This is a genomic window from Parabacteroides gordonii MS-1 = DSM 23371 (assembly GCF_000969825.1).
GTDB lineage: Bacteria > Bacteroidota > Bacteroidia > Bacteroidales > Tannerellaceae > Parabacteroides > Parabacteroides gordonii.
The window spans coordinates 971405-996792 of record NZ_KQ033920.1 but is presented as its reverse complement, the minus strand read 5'-3'; the positions used below and the strand labels follow the sequence as shown (position 1 = coordinate 996792).

At 46.4% G+C, this 25388-nt stretch carries 16 protein-coding genes and 1 pseudogene; 4 read left to right on the top strand and 13 right to left on the bottom strand.

Features of this window, described 5'->3' with window-relative positions; translation table 11 throughout:
• Window positions 1-42: 42 nt before the first annotated feature.
• The 6 genes and pseudogenes from HMPREF1536_RS21130 to menD form a co-directional block, all read right to left on the bottom strand.
• Window positions 43-1794 (bottom strand): DUF3857 domain-containing protein, encoded by a 1752-nt coding sequence (locus tag HMPREF1536_RS21130; RefSeq protein ID WP_028729170.1) that lies wholly within the window; start codon window positions 1792-1794, stop codon window positions 43-45.
• A gap of 6 nt (window positions 1795-1800) precedes the next feature.
• Window positions 1801-3765, bottom strand: coding sequence for a DUF3857 domain-containing protein (locus HMPREF1536_RS21125; protein ID WP_028729171.1), 1965 nt, complete (start codon window positions 3763-3765; stop codon window positions 1801-1803).
• Window positions 3766-3789: 24 nt separating this feature from the next.
• Window positions 3790-4887, bottom strand: coding sequence for an AMP-binding protein (locus tag HMPREF1536_RS28280; RefSeq protein WP_225608089.1), 1098 nt, complete (start codon window positions 4885-4887; stop codon window positions 3790-3792).
• 45 nt (window positions 4888-4932) lie between these two features.
• A pseudogene (locus tag HMPREF1536_RS28275) lies at window positions 4933-5946 on the bottom strand (o-succinylbenzoate synthase); the annotation flags it as partial.
• Between the two features lie 87 nt (window positions 5947-6033).
• Entirely contained in the window at window positions 6034-6858 is an 825-nt protein-coding gene (gene menB / locus HMPREF1536_RS21115) for a 1,4-dihydroxy-2-naphthoyl-CoA synthase (RefSeq protein WP_028729173.1), read from the bottom strand.
• 1 nt (window position 6859) lies between these two features.
• A complete protein-coding gene (gene menD, locus HMPREF1536_RS21110; RefSeq protein WP_028729174.1) occupies window positions 6860-8527 on the bottom strand; it encodes a 2-succinyl-5-enolpyruvyl-6-hydroxy-3-cyclohexene-1-carboxylic-acid synthase in 1668 nt (555 codons plus the stop codon).
• Between the two features lie 267 nt (window positions 8528-8794).
• Here menD and HMPREF1536_RS21105 point away from each other — a divergent pair, with 267 nt between their 5' ends.
• Complete coding sequence (locus tag HMPREF1536_RS21105; RefSeq protein ID WP_028729175.1) at window positions 8795-11854, top strand: SusC/RagA family TonB-linked outer membrane protein; 3060 nt, start codon at window positions 8795-8797, stop codon at window positions 11852-11854.
• Between the two features lie 25 nt (window positions 11855-11879).
• Complete coding sequence (locus HMPREF1536_RS21100; protein WP_028729176.1) at window positions 11880-13367, top strand: RagB/SusD family nutrient uptake outer membrane protein; 1488 nt, start codon at window positions 11880-11882, stop codon at window positions 13365-13367.
• Window positions 13368-13451: 84 nt separating this feature from the next.
• Here the strand turns inward: HMPREF1536_RS21100 and HMPREF1536_RS21095 are convergent, their stop codons facing one another.
• Genes HMPREF1536_RS21095 through HMPREF1536_RS21080 form a run of 4 tightly spaced genes read right to left on the bottom strand, consistent with a single transcriptional unit; the run spans window position 13452 to window position 18546 of the window.
• A complete protein-coding gene (locus HMPREF1536_RS21095) occupies window positions 13452-14546 on the bottom strand; it encodes an isochorismate synthase (protein WP_028729177.1) in 1095 nt (364 codons plus the stop codon).
• Window positions 14543-15775, bottom strand: a complete 1233-nt coding sequence (locus tag HMPREF1536_RS21090; protein WP_028729178.1) for a Cof-type HAD-IIB family hydrolase — start codon at window positions 15773-15775, stop codon at window positions 14543-14545. Before HMPREF1536_RS21090 ends, HMPREF1536_RS21095 begins: the two co-directional genes overlap by 4 nt.
• A 45-nt stretch (window positions 15776-15820) precedes the next feature.
• Window positions 15821-16633, bottom strand: coding sequence for a Cof-type HAD-IIB family hydrolase (locus HMPREF1536_RS21085; RefSeq protein ID WP_028729179.1), 813 nt, complete (start codon window positions 16631-16633; stop codon window positions 15821-15823).
• Entirely contained in the window at window positions 16630-18546 is a 1917-nt protein-coding gene (locus HMPREF1536_RS21080; RefSeq protein ID WP_028729180.1) for an AAA domain-containing protein, read from the bottom strand. The genes HMPREF1536_RS21085 and HMPREF1536_RS21080 overlap by 4 nt, the downstream gene beginning before the upstream one ends.
• Before the next feature lie 137 nt (window positions 18547-18683).
• On the opposite strand from HMPREF1536_RS21080, the gene HMPREF1536_RS21075 reads away from it, so the two are divergent.
• Window positions 18684-19349 (top strand): glycine zipper family protein, encoded by a 666-nt coding sequence (locus HMPREF1536_RS21075; protein ID WP_028729181.1) that lies wholly within the window; start codon window positions 18684-18686, stop codon window positions 19347-19349.
• An 86-nt stretch (window positions 19350-19435) separates the two neighbouring features.
• On the top strand, window positions 19436-20725 hold the full coding sequence (locus HMPREF1536_RS21070) for an L-cysteine desulfidase family protein (RefSeq protein WP_028729182.1): 1290 nt from the start codon (window positions 19436-19438) through the stop codon (window positions 20723-20725).
• A 63-nt stretch (window positions 20726-20788) separates the two neighbouring features.
• Here HMPREF1536_RS21070 and HMPREF1536_RS21065 read toward each other — a convergent pair whose 3' ends face one another.
• The 3 genes from HMPREF1536_RS21065 to HMPREF1536_RS21055 all read right to left on the bottom strand — a co-directional run bounded on the left by HMPREF1536_RS21065 (window position 20789) and on the right by HMPREF1536_RS21055 (window position 25358).
• Window positions 20789-22420 carry a sialidase family protein gene (locus HMPREF1536_RS21065; RefSeq protein WP_028729183.1) on the bottom strand — a complete coding sequence of 544 codons (1632 nt, stop codon included), beginning with the start codon at window positions 22418-22420 and terminating at the stop codon, window positions 20789-20791.
• 208 nt (window positions 22421-22628) lie between these two features.
• Window positions 22629-23759: a sialidase family protein gene (locus HMPREF1536_RS21060; protein WP_028729184.1), complete on the bottom strand. Its 1131-nt coding sequence runs from the start codon at window positions 23757-23759 to the stop codon at window positions 22629-22631.
• Window positions 23760-23903: 144 nt separating this feature from the next.
• Window positions 23904-25358 carry a RagB/SusD family nutrient uptake outer membrane protein gene (locus tag HMPREF1536_RS21055; protein WP_028729185.1) on the bottom strand — a complete coding sequence of 485 codons (1455 nt, stop codon included), beginning with the start codon at window positions 25356-25358 and terminating at the stop codon, window positions 23904-23906.
• Window positions 25359-25388 lie beyond the last annotated feature (30 nt).

Here is a 25388-nt window from a genome sequence, read left to right as displayed (position 1 = left end):
ATATCTACCGAGAGTATATTCGATAAGTTAAACTATCTCTATTTAGTTGATAGACAATAACAGAGTACGGTTCGATGTGTTTCCCCACTCGGTAAGCAGGCTGCGCAGGTTGGTGAACTGTGCAGGCGTATATAACTGATTGTTCAGTTGCAGGCTGCGTTCCACTTCTGCGGTGTTGCCGTTTTGTTTGACGGAGATAACTACTTTACCGGCTGCGTTCTCTATTGTCTTTACGGCTTCCGGTGTGGAAAGTTTCATTCCTTCCGGTAGTTGAACGGTATATGTATAATGCTCGTTCGCTTTGCATGGCAACAGCAGATTGTCTTTGCGGCTGCTGTTCATCTGGCAGTAATAGCTGTGAGCCAGACTGACGGGAGCGTCTGGCAGCGATACCATTACATAGCCATTGTTGGTTTCCAGGTTCTGCGATACCTTATAAGAGATCGTTGTGCCGTTCTGCGTTTTGGCTTCGGTGGCCTCTTTGTCTCCACCAGCAAAAGTCGACAGGTAAGAACCGTAATAAGGTAGGTAAGCATTACCGATCGTAGCGCTCACTTGTGCATCTGCTTTTTCCGGAGAAACAGAAAGCGTTACCTTATAATCGATGTCACCTGACGGTGTATTGACTGCTACCGGAGTTCCGGCATTTGTCAAGCTTATTACCGGAGTGATACCGTTCCAGACGGCCATTTTGTTGGATGCAGGAGACATGACATATTGTTTTCCGTCTGCATTAGCTACAACCACCAATCCGCTTACGGCATTCAGTCCGCAACTGGCCGGATCGGCTTTTACACGATAGATGGCGGCTGCTTCCGCTTTGATACCGGCTGCATTCAACAGGCCGTTCAACAGGTTTGCCTTTTCGGCTTCCGTTCCGTAGGCAGAATAGATCACATCACTGGATGAACGGATCTTGTATCCGGCGTCCGGTAATGAAAGTCTACTATATCCCAGGTTCTCATTTACATGTTTCAGGATAGCCTGTACTTTTTCCGTATCATTCTTTTTACCTTCCGTGATATTTTCGGCAATAGCTGTCAACTGTACATCAGAGGCGGGAGTGAATTGTGTATATAAGGCTTTCAGGGCATCGCCATTAGAAGCATAAGTAGAAGCTGTCAGGAAAGGAACATCGCCATTGGCAGCCGATACGAACGGGTCGCGGGAAGAAGCCGGGAGGTTACGTAGGTTCCAGGTAACTGTTTTCATGCCGTTGGCTGTGGAGACAGCTGGTTTGGTGCTGTTATTCTGCAACGTGTAGAATAAAGGCTTGCTTTCCGGAGCCGACAGGCTGATGGTATATTCCTTTACCGGAGAACTTTGCAACAGTTCGTCGTAGATATCCAGTTCCGGCAGATAACCCGGTTTGGAAGTAAGCGTATAATCCAGATAGATGGTGGCACCCAGCTCCAGACCGGTGTGGACAACGACCATTTCTTTCAGGTTATTATAAGCCGGAGCATCGGCTGCTGCATGGGGAAGAACTTCCACAAAAGCGTTATCGGGAGTCTTTATGATATTCCCGTCTTTCTGTTTAGTGTAAGAAGAGTTGATCTTCAGTACCTGGTATTCCGGGTTATAAACGATAAAGCTCTCACCGTATGTACCGTTCATAGCAGTATGGGTGAAGAGTGTAAGTTCCATGCTGTAACGAAACTCCTGACTTCCGTCTGCATTCAATGTATATGCTTTCGACAGCTTCTTGTATTCGGCTTCCGATGCAGCGAATACAGATGCCGTAAGCGCCAGCAGGCAAAGAAGCAGTGTCAATTTATTTATTATATTAGTCATTGTCTTTTACTTTTTAATAATTAGATAATCGCCGAAACTTTTATGAGCATTGACTGCCGAACGGAAGCCATCCCAATCGCCGGCTTCGTATACACGTTTCTTCAGTGCCAGTTTCTGGCTGATCGTTATCTTATCGCCTTCCTGATGCAATGAGCCTTCAAAGTCGGCTGCATCACTCTGTTTGCTGTCTTGTTTGGCTTCATTAAGCAGTGTATAGCCTTTGGGAAGCTGGATCGTTTCGTCCAGTTCCACAAGACGTGAACAGGCATCTTTAAAACCGTACTGACGTTCTGCCAGGTCGGTATTGATACGCAGATAGCTCTTCACCTGGTTATACAGGTTGTTCATGACCATAGGTTTGAATACAAGCTCTTCTTTTCCGGGGATAGCATATTCCGGTATCTCGTAGCGGAATGTGATCTTGATAGGGGCTGCCTGGTAGTCTTTCGGATCTTTGCCATAATCGACACTGATCAGACGTGCTTTCGGAGAGACGTTCAGCAACTGGCTTTCGAGCATGTTCTTCCATTGCGACTGCCAGCCACGGGTAAACATACCGCGGATATTACTGTCCGACTGTCCTTCGGCGGTAATGGTGAATTGTCCGGTCAGCGTACCTTTGGCATCCAGTTTATTGTTGGCTTTGATACGTACATAATGGTTTTCCGGAGCGGAAACCGGAGTCAGGCAAAGGTCTGAACCTTCGGGAACGCCCGGCAGATAGTTTTGTTGTTGTTCGGCGCTGCTCCATAATTCACGGCAGAAAGGAACCCAGGTCGGGTCGAGCGGCATATAAGTACCACTGGATAGCTTAACGACAGCTACGCAATGGTTGAAATGGTCGGCAGGAATACTTTCCACGCGGCTGCCTGCCATTGTCATAGCCGGATAGGCTTCAAAGCCTGCCATGCGGAGGAAAGAGATCAGTGTTCCGGCAATGTCTTTACATACACCGCAACGGTCGGTATAGTTCATTTTCGTATTATGAAGCGTGTAGCCTTCGCCTTTCCCCATCGAGATACCGGAGTAGCGGATATTGTCGGCTACCCAATGGGTGAGGACGGCAATCTTTTCCATCTCCGTTTTCTTTCCTTTGATCAGTTCGTCTACCTTTTTCTGTGCTTCGGGTAGTGGAGCAAAGCTTCCGTAATCTTCGTTAACCTTATTGAACCATAATGATTTATCCTGCCATTTAGGTGTGGACGACATCATCAGTTTAGGTGCGGCATCGAACAGGTCTACCATATTTGGTTCACGTTTTGCCGGCATTACGTCGTTGGTGGAGAAGGTATAGGCTTTCCGGCCATCTTCGTAGCGCATGGAGGAAGCACAGTCGCCCTGATAGAACTGGAACTGCATCTCTTTCTCCATCGGAATGGATACCTTATATACTTTGCGAACGGTCGGTTCCGTTACCCAGAAAGGCACGATATCATAGAACTGTCCACGCATAGGAGGGATGAAACGTGATTCGTCGTCGCCACCATCCGCCAGCAGGGCATAGGTAAAACCTTTCTTGTCAATCTCGTATTCGATAATATCTCCAGGATTCAGTTGCCCTATTTCGAGCATGATCTGGCGGGCTCCCCAATAGATGGCACGGGCAGGAGCTGCATAATCGCAAGCCTGGGTGACATCCAGATTGATCACATCGCCGTTAGCACGGTAAACGGTGGCTCTCTTGAACCGGGCGAAAGCTGTCAGCGGGTCGTAGTCGTATTTGATGATACGGTTGCTGACTGCTCCCTGGGGAGTCTGGATCTTAATTGTCTTGCAGACAGAAAATGAGCCGGAACCGGTCGGTTGTACGGTTACAGATGTACTGTCCAGCAGATTTACGCAATCGTATCCGGCATATACTTCCGGCTTCTGAAGCGTCGGATCCGGTGCAAACCGGCAACTTTCTCCACTCTGTCCGTAAGCGGACGAGAGGGTTAGAAATGATAATACGGTAAGTGTAAAATACCTCATAAGTATAGTGTTTTTAAATGATAATCAGATTAGCTTTGCCGCCAATAAACGACAGGCTTTCCGGTCTGTTTTACCACTGCCGGTGAGTGGGATGGCGTCTACTTGCCGGATGTATTTAGGCTGTTGGTATTTAGGCAGGAGAGAGGCTATCTTATCCGAAAGCCTTTCCGGGTCTGTCGTCTTTTCCACCAGTAGCACGATGGCTTCTCCTAATCCGGGATGTGGAACGGCCGTTATCGCAAAGGTAACAGAAATAATTGAACGTAGTATTTCTTCTACGCATTCAATTTGAACTTTTATACCACCGGTGTTGATGATATTATCTTTTCTTCCCAGGATGGTGAATGTGCCGTCCGGGTGTATTTGCGCTATGTCGTTTGTTACCAGGGTCTCATCGCAAACCAACGGTGCTTGGATGACCAGTGTTTCTTCCGGTGATAAAGAGAGCTTTACGGAAGAGAAAGGCGTGTAAGCCGGTGACGCATCCGAGCCGTTCAATTTACGCAGGGCGATGTGAGACAGTGTTTCTGTCATGCCATAAGTGGAATAGATCTCATTCGGTAGTTGTCGTATCTCGTCTTCCAGTTCTTTATTGATAGCTCCACCGCCTATGATTAGTATTTCTGTCCGGCAAAGACGCTCTTTCTCTTCTGCCACCCGGAGAGTATTATACACCTGCAAAGGGATCATGGCCGCAAAGCGGAGCGGTACCGTCACATCTGCCAACGGATGTCCCGAAGGTGTCCGCAGGATAAGATTCAGTCCGGCAACCAATGCCCGTACAACGACCATCTTACCTGCGATATACTGTAAAGGCATACACAGCAACGCATTGTCTCCTTTTCGTAAACGAAGGAATGAACAGGTCAGTAGGGCACTTTGCATCATCTGTTCCTTACGGACGGTAAACTCTTTCGGGGTTCCGGTTGAGCCGGAAGTGTGTACGGTAATATAGGGTGATTCGCTAAACAAGTCTGCCAGGAAATGATATAAATCCCGAAGTATCTCCGGTGTATCGGTGGGGAGTTTGGCTATCAAATCCTGAATATTTCCGGCCGTACAAACCGTTCCATCCTCTAGCTGCAATTGCTGCTTACTTCGATCTGTTGTGAAATGTAACACACCCTCTGTCCCCTCTCGAGAGGGGAATGAGTTACTCTTCGGATCGTACCAAAGACAATCTTTTCGTATACTAAGCGGCATTTCTACATTATCCGTAAACAAAGCCCCTGTGCCAAGCCCTTGCGGTAGTGGATTATTAAATGTTGCGCACCATTGTGCAATAGCGTTTAGTCCGATATTCGACTCTAAGGCCGAAGTGATCCACCAACCGATCTTTTGTCTTTCAGCTTCATCGATCCATTCCTGTCCGCCACTTATGCCACCATGCAAGGAAGGTTTCAGTATAATATATTGCGGACGGATGGCAGATAGAAGCTCTTTCTTACCCTGTAAGGTATTACATCCGATCAATTCTTCATCTAAAGCAATCGATAACGGTGTTTCAGCCGTAAGTCGTGCCATTTCTTCCCATTGCCCGGCACGGATAGGCTGTTCGATGGAATGCAGGTCTAATTCGGCCAGCCGGTGCAGTTTATCTAATGCGTCAGTAGGAGAAAAAGCTCCGTTTGCATCTACGCGGAGTTCGATTTCTTTGGCGGAGAAATGTGCACGGATATGTTTCAATAAAGCTAATTCTTCCTCAAAGTTAATCGCCCCGATCTTTAATTTGATACAGCGGAATCCTGATTGCATTTTGGCTTCGATCTGCTCCAGCATCTTTTTATACTCGCCCATCCAGATCAGGCCGTTAATAGGAATACCGGCTTCACCTCGTGAGAAAGGAGTATCCCATAAAGCGTAGTTACCTGCATGGAAATGCCTGAAAGCTGTTTCCAAGCCGAACTGGATGGAAGGATAAGGACGAAGAAGTTCGGTATCTGGCTTGCCTTTACTCTTGGTCTGGCGACAAATCTCTGCCAACAAACGTTCATAGTCCGGCACATCATCGCAACTTAGTTTGGGTAAGGGGGCACACTCGCCAATACCATATCGTTCGGGTGCTTCATCGGAAGTCAGAACCAGATACCAGCTATTCCGTGTGGTATAGGTTCCGCGGGAGGTTCCGGCAGGTTGTTTGAAATGTAATACTTTCGGTATAATTTGTATATGATAAGACATAGCAGTTGACAGTTGATAGTTGACAGTTGACAGATACAGGTTCCGGTTATTTAACTGTCAACTGTGATCTGTCAACTGTCACACTGATTACGGGAATTTAGGATAATCTTCAAACCGTGGGCGGCGTTTTTCGAGGAATGCTTTACCGCCTTCCTGTGCTTCGTCTGTCATGTAATAAAGCATTGTTGCGTCGCCTGCCAGTTCCTGGATACCTGCCTGGCCATCCAGTTCGGCATTCAATCCGGCTTTGATCATACGCAGGGCAAGCGGACTGTGCATCATCATGGTTTCAGACCATTCCACGTATTCGTCTTCCAGCTTATCTAAAGGAACCACTTTATTAACCAGTCCCATATCGAGTGCTTCCTGCGCATTGTATTTGCGGCAAAGGAACCATATCTCACGTGCTTTCTTCTGACCGACGATACGAGCCAGGTAAGAGGAACCGAAGCCGGCGTCGAAGCTACCCACGCGGGGGCCGGTCTGTCCGAAGATCGCATTCTCGGAAGCAATTGTCAGGTCGCAAACCACATGCAGCACATGGCCGCCGCCGATAGCAAACCCGTTCACGGCTGCAATGACCGGTTTCGGCATCGACCGGATCTGCTTTTGTACATCCAGTACATTCAAGCGTGCAACGCCGTCTTTACCGATATAACCGCCATGTCCTTTCACATTCATATCGCCGCCTGCACAGAAGGCTGTATCGCCAGCTCCTGTCAATACGATTACGCAGATATCCGGCCGTTCGCGGCAGATATAAAGAGCATCGCTCATTTCTGTTGTAGTGGTAGGAGTGAAGGCGTTGCGATAACGTTCGCGATTAATCGTGATGCGGGCAATTCCTTTATAAAAATCGAATAGAATATCTTCATATTCCTTTATAGTTGTCCATTCTCTTGTAGTTGACATATTATTTTTGCTTTAATTGATGATAATACTCTTTCAATAGACGAACATCTTCGTCTTTATCTGTGAAAACTTCCATCAGTACCGGTTGGTTGATGGGGTTGGGATCCGTAAATATCTTCATTGACTCTTCAAGTTCTTTCCCGTCGTGTACACCCTGATAAAGGAAACCGCGTTCGGTAGCCCAGCCTTGTGCCGATGTTTTATGCGTGGCGGTGACAAAACGGTGCGTCTTTCCCGACATAGACAAACCGGGCAAAGCCTGGAAGATCTCACCACCACCATTGTTCAGCAGCAGGATACGCAGGTTACAACCGTAATTGCTGTTCCAGATCGCATTCATGTCATAGAAGAAACTAAGGTCACCTATAGCTACAAAATTCAGCTTATCGGATGCTACGGCATAACCGATAGCTGTGGAGAGAGAACCTTCAATCCCGCTGGTTCCCCGGTTACAGCACACTTCTACCTCTTCCGGCAAAGTGAACAACTGCGCATAACGAACAGTCGAGCTATTGGCCAGATGTAAGGCAGACGGAGTTGGCAACGATTTTATCAGTGCACCGATAGCCGCCATTTCCGAATAAGCGAACTCCGGTTCGGGTAAATTCCTGGTATTGTTTTCCCATACGCGTGGAAACTCGGTTGTTTTATTCTCCAGCAGATAAGCGATCTTTTCGAGGAACTCGAACGGATCCATCTCGATAACGGTAGTCATTGAGCCGTACAGATCGGCCACTTCGCCATCCGCCGATACATGCCAATGCTCTTTAGGCGGGTTCTCGCGGAGGAATTTCTTCAGGCGCTTGGAAACGATATGTCCCCCATAGGTGATGACCAGTTCGGGAACCATCTTGTCGAGCGTCTCTTTTGGTAATGCATAAATTGCCGCATCGAAGTTCTTTACAGGGATACCGGGGATCGTTTTGTTTCCCGTATGTTCGGTCAGCCAGGCGAAATGTTTGTAGAGTAGTTTGGATATCTTCTTTTCAAACAGATAGATCAGGCTCATTTGTCCGACCACCATCATCCGTTTATTATAGCCGTTCAGCCGTTCGATCAGTGTATTGTATTCCCGGTCGTATATATTCAGTCCCTGATAACGGGTAATGACGCGTACCTTCGGCAATTCGGGTGTCGTGAACTGGAATAGCGGCTCGGAGATCGGGACATTGATATGTACCGGGCCTTTTCCGTGATGGTTGAGTTCCAGCAACGCCTCATTGACCAGGCGGTTGCAGTACCACTCATCTTCATCCGTATGTATCTCCGGCAGGTTGACCGATTTCTTTACCAGTGAACCGAATACACCCGGTTGCGGTAAGGTCTGGCCATCCATTTGCCCGATCCAGGCTCCCGGTCGGTCGGCAGATATCACGATAAGGGGGACATGCTGGTAATAGGCTTCCGCTACGGCCGGATGGATGTTCAGCAGGGCTGTACCTGAGGTGCAACAGACGGCCGCCGGTTTTCCCCCGTGCAGAGCCAGTCCCATTGCAAAGAAGCCGGCACTCCGTTCGTCGGTCACCGAATAGCAGGTGAAGAACGGATGATTAGCCAACGTATGTACGATAGGCGAATTGCGACTTCCCGGACATAATACGATTTTATTGATATTATGCTCCTTGAGCAGAGCTACTAATTGGAGAATGTTTTTTTTATCGGTGTACATATTCTGTTCTTCCTTAGGTTGACTTGCAAAAGTAGATATAATTTTTCAATTGACGGAGAATCGGGTCGGATATGATCAATATGTAGAATAGTTCTACATATCTGTGTGGAAATTCTACATACCGTTTTATTTTTCTTAGTTTTCCTTGAATGATTAATGCATTTATTCACCGCTATTTAGATTTAATTTACTCCTCGGACGCTTTTAGGGTACAATTATTGGCATATAAAGTACAAACTGGTATTAGTATTTAATAATAATTGATTAATGAAAAAATTTAGATTTGTATTGTTTGTACTGGCGTGTCTGTGCAGTATACATATGCAGGCACAGCAATTGGAAATAAAAGGTATAGTAACCTCATCGGATGATAAACTACCTCTTATTGGTGCTACCGTTTCTGTAAAAGGAGTCGCGGAGCGGGGAGTGGTGACGGATATAGACGGTCGTTTCGTACTGGATGTAGAAGCATCCGATAAGATCCTTGTTGTATCTTATGTAGGAATGAAAACAGCCGAGGTAAAAGTACCTAAGAATGGTGTTTTGAATGTGGTGCTAACCCCTGAATCACAGAATTTGGAGGAAGTGGTGGTCACCGGATATGGAAACTTCTCGAAATCATCTTTTACCGGCTCTGCCAATACCCTGCGGGCCGATATGTTGAAAAACGTACCTGTACTTTCTGTAGAGCAGAAGTTGCAAGGCATGACTACGGGAGTGAATATAACATCCGGTTCCGGTCAACCGGGAGCTAACCAGAGTATTCGTATCCGTGGTATGGGTTCTTTCAATGCTTCCAACGAACCATTATTTGTCATTGATGGCGTACCTGTCACATCCGGTAGTATGGGTGCCGGTACGGGTGCCGATGCCGCTTATATGAATAACGCCAAAACGAATGTGATGAGCACGCTTAATCCTGCCGATATCGAAAATATTACGGTGATAAAGGATGCTGCTGCCGCTTCTCTTTATGGTTCGCGTGCTGCTAATGGCGTGATTTTGATCACAACGAAAAAAGGTACCGTGGGGCGTACAAGAGTCACTTTGAGTGCCAGTGGCGGTTTCTCTGATGCGGCTGTCAACTTCCGCCCTACATTAAATGGAGATCAGCGCCGTGAGATGATTTATGAAGGCCTGTATAACTCGGCTATAGACAAGGGCATGGAGTCTCCTGACGAATATGCCAAAGCCAATATCGACATGTATGCGGGGATACCCGAACTGGGATATACCGACTGGCGGAAAGAATTGCTTCGTACGGCTCATAATCAAAATTATGAGGTATCGGCTTCCGGGGGTAACGAGCGTACTACTTTTTATTCTTCTCTTGGTTTCAACCGTCAGGAGGGATTGGTCGAAAACTCCAGTCTGGATCGTTATTCGGCCCGTCTGAATGTGACGCAGAAAGTAGGTAGCCGTGCAGAAATAGGAGGTAATATGATGTTTACCCAGATGAGTCAGGAAATGAATGAAGAGCGTGGCTCCAATATCAATCCTTTTCTCTGTGTCGCTGTATCTGCCACACCTTCCATGCCGGTACGCGACGCTTCAGGCAATTATGTGGGCTCTTATCCCGGTACTAATGTGAATCCGCTTCGCGATATCCGTACCGACTATAACCGTAGTCGTATGACGCGTATGTTCTCTACCGGATATGCCTCAGTTGATATTATTAAAGGACTGAAACTCAAAGAAACGTTGAGCTATGATTACACGGTGCAGAAAGATTCCCGTTATCTGAACCCTCTTAGCGGAGCAGGGCCAAAGAGCGGAAGTGATGCCCAGACTTCAAAAGGATTTACCGAATATGGTAAGTTTCTTTCATCTACCTCTATCAACTTTGTCCGTACCTTTGCCACCAAACACCACCTCGATGTATTGGCAGCCTATGAATTGGAAAGTTATCAGAGTGATAAGGCAATGGGAGAAAAAGCTAAATTACCTTCGGATGTGTTGCTCGAACCGGATAATGCAGCTGTGCTGAAAAGCTTTGCTTCTTCTACCCAGGCATACAGGATGATCTCCTATCTTTCGCGTTTGAATTATGATTATGACGACCGTTATTATATTGCGGGCAGTTACCGCCGCGATGGCAGTTCCCGTCTGGCTCCGGAAAGTCGATGGGGAGATTTCTGGTCTGTCTCCGGTATGTGGCATCTGAGTAATGAGTCTTTTATGCATGCAGTGAAACCGGTGTTGAACGATGTGAAGATACGTGCCTCTTATGGCGTTAATGGTAATCAGCCGGGAGCTCTTTACGGATATATGGGGCTGTACAGTTACGGACAGAACTATATGGGAGCAGCAGGTTCGTATGAGTCTGCCCAGGCCAATCCCGGGTTGAAGTGGGAAAAGAACTACAATCTGAATCTTGGTATCGACCTGGCTTTCATCAACCGTATTTTTGTGACGCTCGAATACTATAATCGCGATACCAAAGACCTGCTTTACAACCGTCCTATCAGTGCTACTACCGGTTTCCTGAACTATCTGGCGAATATCGGTCAGCTTAACAACAAAGGTGTGGAGTTAGAATTGAGAACGATCAACTTTGCCAGTCCTGACTTTAACTGGACATCCGTGCTGAACCTGACCCACAATCGCAATAAGATCGTAACGTTGGATGGCGATATGAAGCAATCAATCGAGGGCTCCTGGTTTATCCATAAAGTAGGCCTTCCTTACAACAGCTTCTACGTGAAAGAGTTTGCCGGAGTAGATACGCAGACCGGAAAAGCTCTCTACTATCTCAATACACAGGACGAGCAAGGCAATTATAATAAAGAAAAGACTGACGATGCATCTAAAGCACAAGCCATTCCGTATAAGTCTGCCGATCCGAAGATTGCAGGAGGTTTTACCAACATACTTTCTTATAAATGGTTTGACCTGGGACTTACGTTCACCTACTCATTGGGTGGTTATTCTTTTGATAAGGCTGGCACTCTGATAGAGACAGACGGTAGTAAGGAAAAATCATACAACCTGCCCGTATATGCCCTCGACCGTTGGCAGAAACCGGGAGATATAACCGATGTGCCCCGCTTCGTACTGGAACAGGGAGCCGGCCCGCAAAACTCATCCCGTTATATCCACAGTACCGATCATATCCGTCTCAAAAACCTGACATTGGGCTTTACACTGCCGGGGCAGTGGACACAAAAGGCGCTGATAGAAAATGCACGTATTTATTTCTCCGGTACCAATCTGCTCACGTGGGCCAAATGGAACCAATATGATCCGGAAGTTCCGGTTAATGGTGAAGTGTTCTGTGAAGCACCCGCTATGCGTACCTTCAATTTTGGGGTTGAGATAACTTTCTGATTTATTTATTATAAACTATTCGAATATGAAACATACATTTATATATTTGTTTGCCGCCACATCGCTTCTTTGCACTTCCTGCTCCGGCGATTGGTTGAACCTGGATCCGTCTACTTCGGTAACTACTTCGCAGGCTATCCGCACGCTTGAAGAGGCTCAGATCGCTTTGAACGGTATCTATCGTATTGCCGCTTCACATAGTTACTATGGGGATAATTATCTCTACTATGCCGACTGCCGTGGCGAAGATGTACAGGCACGTATCAGTAAAGGGCCCGGCAAACGTGTGTCACCCTATTATGAGTTCAATGTCACGGCGGATGATGCCCTGAACATCACCCGTGTATGGAACCAGCCTTATAACGTGATCCATCAGGCAAACAGTCTGCTGGAAAGGATCGAATCGGGTGAGGTAACTACGGATAATACCGCAGCACTCGACTGTATCAAAGCTGAGGCGCTTGCTTTGCGCGGGCTCGCCCTGTTCGATCTTACCCGTCTGTTCGGTATGCCTTATACTCTGGATAACGGTGCTTCTTTGGGTGTGGCTATCGAAATTAAAACAACATTACCCACTCATCAGCCTGCCCGCAATACGGTGGCCGAATGCTACGGCCAGGCGATAGATGATATGACGGAAGCACTGAACCTTTCCGCCCTCTCTACCGATAAGAAAGACGGCTTTCTCAATGTCTGGAGTGTGAAAGCATTGCTATCGCGTATTTATCTTTATATGAATAATAATGAAAAGGCACTCGCACTGGCTAAGGAAGTAATAAATAACGGAGGGTTGTATAAACTATTCACACACGAAGAATATCCCACTGTATGGGGAAAAGATTTTAATTCGGAGTCGCTCTTTGAGTTTTATTATACCCTTTCCGAACCGGATGGTGGAACAGGCGGTGAGGGAGCTCCGATGGTGTATGCCGATAATGTGAAGGACTGGAATAATCTTGTGCTCACGAAGGCATTCCTCGATCTGCTGGGAGAAGATCCGGACGATGTGCGTCATATATTGAATCGTCTACCGCAGAAACCGGAAGAAGATATATTACCCGAAGGTTCTACTGGTCATCCTAAGTATCTGAACAAGTATCCGGGCAAAACGGGCGAAAATCCACAGGATAATGATATCTGTGTCGTTCGTCTCTCCGAAGTCTACCTGAATGCTGCTGAGGCAGCCTTTAAATTGGGTGGAGCAGAGAATCTGGCCTTCTCCCTGGATTGCCTTAATGCTATCGTGAGCCGTGCCAATCCAGCGAAATCGGTGCAGGCATCTGAACTGAGCCTGGAGCGTATTCTGAAAGAACGCCGTAAGGAATTGGTAGGAGAGGGACATGCCTTTTTTGATGCCATGAGGAATGATTTGCCGGTGACTCGTACCGGTGGATGGCATTTGCCTTCCGTTGCCGGAGCAGCAGTCATTACTCCATCTGATCTGAGGGTCGCGTTACCTATTCCCCAAACGGAGATCGATGCTAATCCGAATATGGTGCAGAATCCGCGTTGATCTAAAACTAATTGTGGGACGTATCGGCTACTTCAATAGCTGATACATCCCACGATCAATATTTGGACTATCACAAATTTTGTTTTACAACAATGCCCGCATCGTCTGTAATTTATCTTCCGTTTCCTGCCATTCGTCACTCAACTCTGAAGAAGAAAGCAAGCCACCACCGGCATACAGTATCAGCGTCTTGGCATTGATGTTCATGCAACGCAGGTTTACGTACAGATCTGTTCTGCCTTCCGGATTCAACCAACCGATAAAGCCGGAATAATAACGGCGATCATATCCTTCGTTGGCCAGGATAAAACGATGGGCTTCTTCTTTAGGAAGTCCGCATACGGCTGGAGTAGGATGTAATAGATTAAGCAGATTCCCCAGTTTATTACTTTCTCCGAGACGGAACCGGAAATCGCTTTTCAGATGACATAAAGCCCCGGCGCGTGCCGGATAAGGGCCTTCCATTGCTGAGTCGATACCTAATGAACTGAGTTGATCGTGTATGTAATTGGATACTAATAACTGTTCCCTTTTATTCTTATTGCTCCAATGTACAGGTAATTCGCCATTTTGCAGTGGCTGTGTACCGGCCAGGGCAACGGTGTGCCATTCCCCTTTTTCTCCGGAGAGGATGATTTCAGGTGTGCTTCCCAGCCATGTACCTGTATGCGGTGTGTGGCAGAGATATACATAGGAACGGATATATTGCTTGCAGGCTTTGTAGAAAGCCTTTGCAGGAGAAAAGCCATCTTCCCGGTCGAGTGTCAGACTGCGTGAAAGAACCAGTTTGTCCAGCGTTTTCTCCTGCAAAGGTTTTATGAAAGTATCGAAGCAATGGATATAGTTGTCTTTTGTCTTTCGTTCGGATGCGTTTTCAGTTTCATTCGGATGAAATTCCAAATCCATTGGGATGAATTCCTTTTTACTGCTATCGGGCAACTCGGAATAATCCGGCCTGATCAGTACGATCGGACATTCCCGGCCTGCCCTGAAGGGGGCAATAACAAACCCCTGCTGTTCATTCAGATCCTCTATATTATAAAACAGACGGGCAGAACCGGAGGCTTGCATCACGAACCGGGGAGTTTCTTCCCCCGGTATACGATAGATAGCAAAACTGCGGCCCTGCCTGATCAGTGAGTCAATTGCCTTGTATTTACTTGTTTCTTCTGAAATCATTTCTTCTTTAATATGCTATTCACAACACGTATGGATGAAACCAATTTGTCGGTAGAGGTAAACACATCTACATTCCATACATGCGAAGAGCGTCCTTTATGGATGATCGTTCCGACGGCACGCACCGTATCGCCTTCATGCGCCGACGACATGTGATTGCCGCTAACCTGCATTCCTACGACGATCTCGTCCGGTTTGGCCAGTATCATGGAACCGAGTCCGGCAACCGTCTCTGCCAATGCCAGGGTTGCACCGCCGTGCAGGATACCGAAAGGCTGGCGGGTACGTTCGTCTACCGGCATGGTCGCTTCCACACGGTCTTCTGAAGCATAGGTATATTGAATACCTAAATTACCCATCAACGCATGTTTGGCACGCATGTTCAACTGAGCCAGCGGAACTTCCGTCGGTTTGATAGCGGCAAGGATCGCAGTCTCGATAGCAACGGCAACCCCGTCCATATCATTCGTCAGGGTTGTGAAGTCCGCACAAACCTTTACCGAGTCGCGTGCATTGCCCATCGCAACACTGGTTCCGGCCAGTTGCAGCATAGGAACGTCGGCGATACCGTCACCGATGGCAACCACCTCTTCGGTCGTGATCTTCAGTTTCTCCATCAGAACAGCCAGCGTATTACCTTTGTTGATGAACTGGGGAACTACTTCGAGGAAGAAGTCTTCCGTGCGATATACATCCAGTACACCGTTGAGCCGTTTCTTCCAATGGTTTTCCAATCCGACCAGTTCTGCTTCATCATCGCTGGCCAATACGCATTTGCACGGGCTGAAGTCGACAGCTTCCGGGAAGTTATCGACACCGATCACCCGCATATTGTTCAATGCGGCTTCTTCCTGCACATGCCGGCTCTCCGGTTTGTCTGTCAGAATAAAGTCTTTATGGTAAGTGAAGATGGCAAAGTTGTTCTTCTTCGCTTTTTTATCCAGGTAAGCCAGCATTTCCGGGTTGATACGTTTCTCGAAAAACAATTCTCCGGTTTGAACGTTGATGATCTGTCCCCCGTTATACGAGAGGATGAAACCGCCGTAATGATCCAATTCCAAAGCTTTAGCCAGCGGCATGACCCCATTGGTCGGTCGGCCGGATGCCAATACAATATGCACTCCCATTTGCTGAACTTTCAGTAGGGCAGCAAGGGTACGGGCAGTTATCTCTTTTTCGCTGTTGAGTAATGTCCCGTCTACGTCTAAAACCAATAATTTGTACTTCATGGGCTTGCTGTTTTTGTTTAGAACACAAATATACACATTTAACGCTTACGCTTTCATCAAATCTTCGATGAAATGTGCTACTCCGTCCTCATCATTTGTATAAGTCGTTACCTCGTCGGCATTTGCTTTTACCGGAGGTTGGGCGTTTGCCATAGCTACACCCAGACCGGCAAACTGTATCATTGTGAGGTCGTTAAAGCCGTCGCCTATGGCTATTACTTCTTCCTGTTTTATGTATACGCGTTCCAGCAGGCGCTGCAAGGATGCTGCCTTGTCTATTCCTTTGGGTACGACTTCCAGATAAAAAGCTTCCGAGCGATAGACGTTGATACGGCTCCCCATTTCCTGACGCAGTTTCTCTTCCAGCGGAACCAAATTTTCCGGTTCGCCTACGATCAGGCATTTGTCGGCGGGAAGTTGCAGGTCGCGGAGGAAATTATCCGTTTCCTTTATCTTCATCTTAGTGAGGAACGACTCGTATTTGACATATTTGTCTTCCGCATTCTCGGTCAGTATATATTTCCCGTTGTAAGAAAGGATTGTCAGCCCGGCTTCCTGCGAACGTTGATACAACAGTGGCATCATATCCGGTGGCAAGGCCTGTTCGTAGAATACTTTGCCTGTCTTAACTTCGATCACTTTCCCGCCATTGAAGGAAAGGATAAATCCCCCGAACCGTTCCATTTCCAATGTCTTTGTCAGAGGAACGATACCATACGTGGGACGTCCGGATGCCAGGACAAGATGAAGACCCTGTTCCTGTGCTTTTATCAGGACTTCCCGCGTATAAGGGGTGATCTCTTTTTTGCTGTTTGTCAGCGTTCCGTCCAGGTCGAGAACCAGTAACTTATATTTCATATATTGTTATTTATTTGAATGACATGCCCGTGGGCTGTGATGTATTTATATAATTCTCTGTAAAAAGCATGCTTTGTCAATGTGGAAGCATCGCCCAGGATGATCAGTTTCATACGGGCACGGGTGATGGCTACATTCATGCGACGCAGGTCATTCAGAAATCCGATGTTGCCCTGGTCGTTGGCACGCACGAGACTGATCATGATAACATCACGCTCCTGTCCCTGAAAGCCGTCTACGGTATGGACGGTAATGAGTTTACGGAACGGCTTAAAGAACGCGTTGCGTTTGATCAATCCTCGGATATATTGAACCTGCGATTTATAAGGCGAGATCAGTCCGAAGTCGATGCTTTCGTCCAGCACCCGCTCTTTGGTGATCTTTTCGATATAGGTTTGCAACTGTTCTACCAATAGAACTGCTTCCTGCTTATTGATGCGGCTCATACTTTCGGACAACCGGTCTTCTTCAAAGTCGCAGTCGGCCGTGTCGAACCAGACAACAGGAGTGTCGTATGCCAGGATACCGCGCTGGCTTACTTCCGGCGCTGCCTTCAGCTCGTCCTGATAAAACCAGTGGGACGAAAAGCGCATGATATCTTCATGCATCCGGTATTGTATTTTTAGCAATGAAACCGTTTCCGGTTTGTTGGCAGCCACTTTCTGCATCAACGTACGATCCAGACCGCCGCGTGCCGCCTCTATACATTTAATAGTAGGAGGGAGCTGGTGATGGTCGCCGGCCAGGATGACCCGGTCTGCTTTGCCGATCGCGATCCAGCAGGCCGCTTCGAGTGCCTGTGCCGCTTCGTCGATAAAAAGAGTCGTGAATGTATGGTTTGTCAGCACCCGGTTGGCAGAACCTACCAATGTGCAGGCTATTACTCGGGCTTCGCTGAACAGGTCGGTGTCTATCTGTACTTCCAGTTCGGTTGCCCGGAAACGCAGGCGGGAAAGACGGTTGCGTGCCGTTTCCTTTTCGCTATGGCTCTTTTTGCGGAAAGACGATTGTATCTCGCGGATCGCTTTACGGATACCCCAGAGTTCGGAGTAGTCGGGATGCGACTCGAAGCGCCGTTCGTAGGTGAAGGAAAGCATTTTGTCGTTCACCCGTGTCGGGTTGCCGATGCGGAGAACGTTGATCCCCCGGTCTACCAGCTTTTCGGAGATCCAGTCAACGGCTGTATTACTTTGTGCACAGACCATCACCTGGTTTTCCCGGTGTAATGTTTCATAGATCGCTTCCACCAATGTGGTCGTTTTACCCGTTCCGGGAGGGCCATGCACGATGGAAACCTCTTTTGCCGCCAGTACATGATTGACAGCCTCTTCCTGGGTAACGTTCAGCCAGGGAAAACGAACGGGAAACAACTTCCTTTCACTGACAGGCGTTTTCCCCAGTAATACATCCCGCAAATGGGCTAACCGGTTATTTTTCGCTTTCATTACACCCGACAGTGCACTGAACATCGTTTTATAGCTTGTCTCATCAAAATAGAGCTGAACGCCCAACTCACTGCTCACACCTTGCAGATCGAACAGGGCCGAAGGTGTTGGAAGAACGACAACCATTCGGTCATCCTGTACATAGCTGATGATACCGGAGAAATTCAGATAACGCGGACTGCCTGTTCCATTGGTTGTAAAGAAACAGACCGGACGGCCATATTCAAAATTATGCTCTATCTCCTTGTCGTCTCTGCGTTCAATTTCAATGACCAGTTGGTTGAGTGAATTGTAATAACTTTTTCCCGGGACAACAGGATACCAGCAAAGTCCCTGTTGTATTTTCCGATGGATGCCCACCCGTTCGGACTGCTGCCTGTAGGTCTCTTTCTCATATTCATACTCCATTTGAAGGAGATCATATTGGCGTTGCAGATCTGCAGATGGAGTCTGGATTTGATTTGTCATTAATTCTTTGTTTAACTGGCCGCAAACTTACATAAAAAAAAGGAATTGAATGGGGGTTTTTCTCCTTTCCGTTGTCATAAAGGCAAACATGAGGATTTTATTCGTTGATTGTGTAGAATAGAAAGATAGGTGATATTATGAAAAAGGTAATTATATCCTTAATGATCGTTTTATTGATCCTGCCGGGTTGCGGATCGATAAGGAATATGAGTAACGAAGACCGGACTGGTTTTGGGGCACAGGTCGGATCATTTGTCGGCTGGCTGTTCGGCGGATTGATCGGGGAGGCTATTAATGATGAAAGAGGTGGTGAAATAGGAGCATTCATCGGAACGGCTGTCGGAGGTGTCGCCGGTGCTTCGATCGCTGCCACTGCGAATGATGAAGTGATAGTCGAAAGGAGAATCCCGGGCAAATATAATACTTCCTCGAACGTATTGTTACCCGACCTGCATATAGAAGATATTCTTTTGGAAGAGGACAGCATCACCTGCAACCGGAAGATCGATGCCGGAGAAACCTGCCGTATCTCGTTTGTGATAGTTAATAACAGCTTTCAGGACGCTTTGGATGTGATACCTGTCGTAAAAATAAAGGAAGGGGAACATCTGGAATTATCCAATCCGGTGAAAATACCCCGTATCTCCCGTGATGAATGTATCAATTATGAAGTCACGGTATATGCTTCCCCGGAATTACAAACTGGCCAGGCTGTTTTTAGTGTGCGCCTGGAAGAAGGACGCGGTAATGGTACGGAAGAGGAAATATTTACGGCGGAAACTGTAGGTAATAGCGATAAATAGCATATAATTTTTGATTTTCGGCTCTTAATTATCGATTAATAAGTTACCTTTGCCGGACGATATTAAAGGAAAAAACTCTATATTTTATGGATAAATTAACTCAAACGCAAATCATTAAATTAATACATCAGGAAGTAATTCCGGCAATCGGTTGTACGGAACCGGTGGCGGTCGCTTTAGCCGCAGCAAAAGCAGCGGAAGTTTTGGGATGCCGACCTGAGAAAATAGAAGTATTACTTAGTGCCAATATACTGAAGAATGCAATGGGAGTGGGAATTCCCGGCACAGGTATGGTTGGACTGCCTATCGCCATTGCTCTTGGAACCCTGATCGGAAAATCGGCTTACGGGCTGGAAGTGCTTCGCGATATAACCCCTGAAGCGTTGCAAGCCGGTAAGGCCATAATTGAAGATAAGCTTATCCATATCGCTTTAAAGGAGAATGTAGACAAACTATATATCGAAATAATCTGTACAGCCGGAGAGGAAACATCTCGGGTAATTATCTGCCATGAGCATACACATATAATATATGTAGAGAAAAACGGCGAAGTATTGACCGACGAACGAAAGGAGTTGCATTGCGACGCCATCTGTCCGGAGGATGAACTGAAGCTCTCTTTCTCGACAGTTTACGAGTTTGCCATGGAAATGCCGGTAGACGAAATCCGCTTTATCCTCGAAACGGCCGATCTGAACAAGAAAGCTGCACAAGCTTCCATACAGGGACATTACGGGCACACCGTAAGTAAAACCGTATCGGGCGAGTACGGCAAGAAATATATGGGCGAGTCTGCCTATACCCACATGCTGGCTATGACCGCTGCCGCCTGCGATGCCCGTATGGATGGTGCGATGATCCCCGTAATGAGTAATTCCGGTAGCGGAAACCAGGGAATTGCCGCTACGCTTCCGGTTCTTTCTTTTGCCGAAGATATTGAATGTACGGAAGAACAATTGATCCGTGCCCTGATGCTCAGCCACCTGATGGTTATCTATATCAAACAGAGCCTGGGACGTCTTTCGGCTTTGTGCGGATGCGTTGTTGCTGCCACAGGTTCGAGTTGTGGCATAACTTACCTGATGGGAGGGAACAAGACACAGATATCTTATGCAATCAAGAATATGATCGGTAATATCACCGGCATGATCTGTGACGGTGCGAAACCCAGTTGTGCCCTGAAAGTATCGAGCGGTGTTTCTACTGCGATGATTTCGGCATTGATGGCAATGGAAAATAAAGTAGTCACTCCGGTGGAAGGCATTATCGATGAAGACGTGGACAAGTCGATCGCCAACCTGACGGCTATCGGCTCCGTAGGTATGGAGGCAACGGATAAACTAGTGCTGGATATTATGACAGGGAAATCCTGTTAGAAGGATTGTTCTCGTTGATTATAAAAAAGGCAGAGATGAATAATCTCTGCCTTTTTGTTGAATTTATGGTACTATTTCATTTAGACTGACTTGTTGGAATACCATGTCGGCCTGACTGCTTTCGTATAGAATACCGATCGTATTTTCATCTACTGATGTGATACAGGAATATCCACGGCTATTGTATTCGTCCAGTAATATTTTCTTTTCTTCCGGCCAGGTATTACCATCATCATAACTTACTTTTAAAGTGATGTGATTACGTTCGGAGTAGGATTCCGGATTTACGAAAAGGAGTATGGATTTTTCTTTGCTATCCTGATGATAGATATGTTTATGGATACTGGCCATACACGTCGGTTCGATAAGTGCTTTCCGGGATGTAGGATGTTCCGTCCAGGTTTGTCCCAAATCGGAAGTGACGCAGATACGCCGGCCGTTTTCTTCTCTGTTGCCCCGGTTACGGTTGTCACGCATGTTCAGCATAATGCTTCCGTCGGATAGTTCTACTGCCATGCATTCCGTTGTGTTATGGAATGCTGGACTGCTTGTCTTCCATGTTTTCCCATTGTCTTTACTCCAGGTGATGTTAGAGAATGATTGTCCTTCTTTGTCACGTCCCTGAGTGGGAAAGATAAGAGTTCCGTCTTTCAACGTGATGCCATGTCCGGGAGCGGGAGCAAAAAGCCACCATTCTTTTTGTTTGGCTTGTGCTGTGATGTTAATCGGTTCGCTCCATGTCAGGCCATCATCTGTGCTTTTGCTGATCAGGAACTGGCTAGTTTCTTTAACGCCAAAGCCAGGTTGAGAGCCTTTACCACGCCATTGGTGCATCCAACGGGTACTGTCTTTAGTCATTCCGGGTATCCATTTGCCGGTTTCATTATCCAATACACCGTACATCCAGAGACCGGCTACGTATATATCTCCTGTTTCTTCATCTACGAGGATATTGGCATCGCTTACTCCGTTGTATTTTTCGGGAAGACCTCCCCATTCTTTCATATCCAGAACGACTTGTATGGGTTGCCAGGTCTGTCCACCGTCTGTACTACGATTCAGGCAGATATCTATATCTCCTTGCAAATCCCGTGAGTTTTCGTAACGGGCATCATAAATCGCCAGTAAGGTCCCTTTTCGGGAAGTAGCCAAACCTGGAATGCGGGATGTATGTACACCATCCTGCATATGCTGACGAACGGCAACGCCGGCACGTAGTCCGTGAGATGTTGTTTCAGGTATTTTTATTTTACCTTCGCTTGTTTGCAACTCAGAGCAATAGGCATTAAATCGATGGCCGAGGTTGATTTTTTCTTTTAGTCTGAAGGAAAGCCAGAGGGTGAGCGTATCTGTTTCTACGTGAATCTCAGTGTTTATAGTAACAGTTTCCGATACTGCAATAGGGAGTATTGCAGGTTTATCTTTATCAAGAGTACCTTTAGGGTCGGCATAATAAAGTCCGATACTTTCAATATCGTTGATATTAGTTGTTCCCTGCAAAGCAAACGCGATTGATTGTAATGTATAATCGATCGGCTGATTTCGTATCAATTCAATCTTTAATACCGGATTTGCATCCTTCATGGTGAGGACGGGCAGAACGGGTTGTTTTATCGTAACAGATATCTTGTCGGTATATTTTGTACAGGAGATCGACAAGATGGATAGAAGCGTAAATAATAGTGTTTTATTCATGGAGTCTTACTGATTTGGAGTGTTCTTATAATCTTCAAGCACTTATTTATTTTATTTTGTTTCAGTATAGTGAAACAAGTGTTTCATTAGGGTGGAACAAATGTTTCTCTTATGTGAAACAAAAGTTTCAGTGCATGAAACAGATTGAAACTTTTGCTCGTTGTTTTATCTGGACTAGTTTATAAAATCTATCTTTCGGGCTTTCGGATCAGAGTTTCTTCAGAGTCTCGAAAGAGATACAAGTGAAGCCTATCTTTTCGTATGCATTGTCGGTACCATATTCGTATAGTAGCCCGATGTTTCCGTCTGGTAGATTCACTAAATCGGAATAGGCCGAGGGGCCGGAATAGACAGGGAAAGCATATGGCCATGTTTTACCGTTATTCTCGCTCAGTTTGATTGTCATTTTCTCCCTTTTATCCGTGGATGCAGGATTCGAGAACAGGATGTTGTTGCTTATTTTGCCGTTCTTCATGTAGTTCAACGTGCTTCCCTGGCAAATGGGCTCTATCAGTTCCGGCAGATATTGCATTTCGGAAACGGTTTCTCCACCGTCTTCACTGATAACGTAGCTGCGCGATTTGCTTTCTTCTCGGTTGTAGTTCCGCATATTCAACATAAGGTTTCCATTTTCAAGTTCGACTACACTACTCTCATTTCCACCGTGTTTGCTGACTATCCCGCCCAGTTTCCAGGTTTCACCCTTGTCGTCGGAATAGATAAGCTGGGAATGATATGTTTTAGTACCGGCTACCATGTGATTGGCTGATACGACTAACCGTCCTTTATACTTTTTGCTTTGCAGTTGAATACCATGACAGGGACCGGTTGCATACCAGGTCCAGTCCGGATGCTTTACGGAAGAACTGATTTCTTTGGGAGCAGACCAGCTTATCCCGTCGTTGTCCGAAGAGAGTACATATATGCAGCGGCTATCTTTGCTTTTCCCATCGATGATCTCTTTTTCGTGGTCTTCTCCCAGATTCCAGCAGGTTACCAGAATAATGCGTCCGGTTTCCTGATCTACAATAGGAGCGGGGTTTCCGCATACATTGTCTCCGTCGTCCCATACAGTAATTGCTTTGCTCCAGGTCTTACCGCCATCCTCCGAACGTTTTACTACCAGATCGATATTACCGGTATCCGAGCAGCTGTTCCTTCGAGCTTCGGCAAAGGCCAGCAAAGTACCTGCTTTGGATCGGACAATAGCCGGGATGCGGAAACAGGCATAGCCGTCTTGTCCTTTTTGAAAAACGTCGGTTGTCGGGTTTTCCTGGGCTTGTAGTGAAATACTGAGTAGCATCAGCAGAATAGAGCAAGTTGCTATCATTTTCTTCATAACTTAAATTGATTTGAGATTATTTATTAAAAAATTCGGTAATGATATGGTAGTCTGTAACCAGTTCAAAGAGATTTGCGGACTCATAACTCTGGCAGAGAAATGTTCCTCTGCCAGTATGTATTAACGTGCATATAAGTTATTTTATTTGTCGTAGCCCGGTGTCTGCGTGATATTCGGATTCTTGTTGATAGATGTCTGAGCTACCGGCCATAATAATACGTTCTGTTCATTGTCGCGACCTACCAGATAAGGAGCTTTCTTAAATACGACACCCAGACGGATAAAGTCCCACCAAAGTTTACCTTCGGCAGCAAATTCCTTCATACGTTCTGTGACGATCGCTTCGTTCAGATCGGGCGCAGAGATGGAAGCAGGATAGAAGTTTTCTTTGCCATAAGCCCGTTCGGCAATCCTGTTCAGGGAAGCGACAGCTCCGGATATATCGTTTTTAGCCATTTTGATCTCCGCATCAAACAGGATTGCATCAGCATAGCGGTATACAATGATGTCGGAATCGAAGATACGTGTCCCGTTTGTCCATGTCCCGGCAAATTTATTGATCCATTGGAAAGTGGCATTCTTCGGCTCATCAAAATAGGTTTCAAAACTTAGGATCGTCCGTTGATCGTCTTTATTTTCTGAAAGTAATGCCTTATAGTCTTCCGTGTAGAAACACCATTGCTGATGACTTCCCACTTTTACAGGGTTCTCTATAGCTTCGGCCGACACATATTGGGAAGGCACCAGATAGTCACCCGGGTAACCGCCTGTATATTCGTCCTGAATATAACTCCATGCAAATATAATTTCATTGCCTAGTTCATTATAGAAGATATTTCCGTAATCTTCTTCCAAGGAATAATCAGAATTACCCAATACAGCCTGAACTGCTGTATTCGCGTTATTCAATGCAGATTCACCAGCACTTCTAACCTTATACATCCACAAATTGTAATCGGCTTTCAGCATATTGATCGATCCTGGTGATGCCAGATTCCGGTCTTTAACGGAAGCAGGTATAAGAGTCAGTGCATTGTCGATGTCTTCGCCTACTTGTCTGAATACATCATCTGCCGGTTGACGTGTCGGGAATAAACCTTCCTGTTGGTCTGATTCGAAACCTTCCAGTAAAACCGGAGCATCGCCCCATACACGTCCGATCCAGTAATAACAGAACGCTCTTACATAATAGGCATTTGCCAATATCTTATTCTTTGTCTCTTCACTGTTGAAGGCAATATCGGGAGTATATTTCAGAATAAGGTTAGCATTATTGATCGTTGTGTACAAATCTTTCCAGTTTGCATATCCGTGGCTGGTAGGAATCTGGTTTTGATAGACCTGATCGCGAGCTGTCTGACTGGTTAAACCGTCTCCCCATAATCCTGTTCTATATTCGCCCCAGTAAATGTAACCGGTATTAAAGGCTGCTCTGAATTTATTGAACATACCGTACATGGCAGAAGTAGCATCTCCTTCGTCTTGCCACATGGAGTTGGCAGAAACTTCGCTTTTCTGAATGATGTCCAGGTCACCGTGGCATGAAGCGAACAGGGTTCCTGCCAGTAATATTGATATTATTGTCTTAATTTTCATAATACTATTGTTTTATAGCTTAAAAGATTC

Bases quoted from the DNA above. Each gene is read 5' to 3' on its own strand.
- HMPREF1536_RS21100 (WP_028729176.1), top strand. From the start codon at position 11,880: ATGAAACATACATTTATATATTTGTTTGCCGCCACATCGCTTCTTTGC.
- HMPREF1536_RS21125 (WP_028729171.1), bottom strand. From the start codon at position 3,765: ATGAGGTATTTTACACTTACCGTATTATCATTTCTAACCCTCTCGTCC.
- HMPREF1536_RS21085 (WP_028729179.1), bottom strand. From the start codon at position 16,633: ATGAAATATAAGTTACTGGTTCTCGACCTGGACGGAACGCTGACAAAC.
- HMPREF1536_RS21095 (WP_028729177.1), bottom strand. From the start codon at position 14,546: ATGATTTCAGAAGAAACAAGTAAATACAAGGCAATTGACTCACTGATC.
- HMPREF1536_RS21065 (WP_028729183.1), bottom strand. From the start codon at position 22,420: ATGAATAAAACACTATTATTTACGCTTCTATCCATCTTGTCGATCTCC.
- menB (WP_028729173.1), bottom strand. From the start codon at position 6,858: ATGTCAACTACAAGAGAATGGACAACTATAAAGGAATATGAAGATATT.
- HMPREF1536_RS21090 (WP_028729178.1), bottom strand. From the start codon at position 15,775: ATGAAGTACAAATTATTGGTTTTAGACGTAGACGGGACATTACTCAAC.
- HMPREF1536_RS21075 (WP_028729181.1), top strand. From the start codon at position 18,684: ATGAAAAAGGTAATTATATCCTTAATGATCGTTTTATTGATCCTGCCG.
- menD (WP_028729174.1), bottom strand. From the start codon at position 8,527: ATGTACACCGATAAAAAAAACATTCTCCAATTAGTAGCTCTGCTCAAG.
- HMPREF1536_RS21105 (WP_028729175.1), top strand. From the start codon at position 8,795: ATGAAAAAATTTAGATTTGTATTGTTTGTACTGGCGTGTCTGTGCAGT.
- HMPREF1536_RS21055 (WP_028729185.1), bottom strand. From the start codon at position 25,358: ATGAAAATTAAGACAATAATATCAATATTACTGGCAGGAACCCTGTTC.
- HMPREF1536_RS21080 (WP_028729180.1), bottom strand. From the start codon at position 18,546: ATGACAAATCAAATCCAGACTCCATCTGCAGATCTGCAACGCCAATAT.
- HMPREF1536_RS21060 (WP_028729184.1), bottom strand. From the start codon at position 23,759: ATGAAGAAAATGATAGCAACTTGCTCTATTCTGCTGATGCTACTCAGT.
- HMPREF1536_RS21070 (WP_028729182.1), top strand. From the start codon at position 19,436: ATGGATAAATTAACTCAAACGCAAATCATTAAATTAATACATCAGGAA.
- HMPREF1536_RS21130 (WP_028729170.1), bottom strand. From the start codon at position 1,794: ATGACTAATATAATAAATAAATTGACACTGCTTCTTTGCCTGCTGGCG.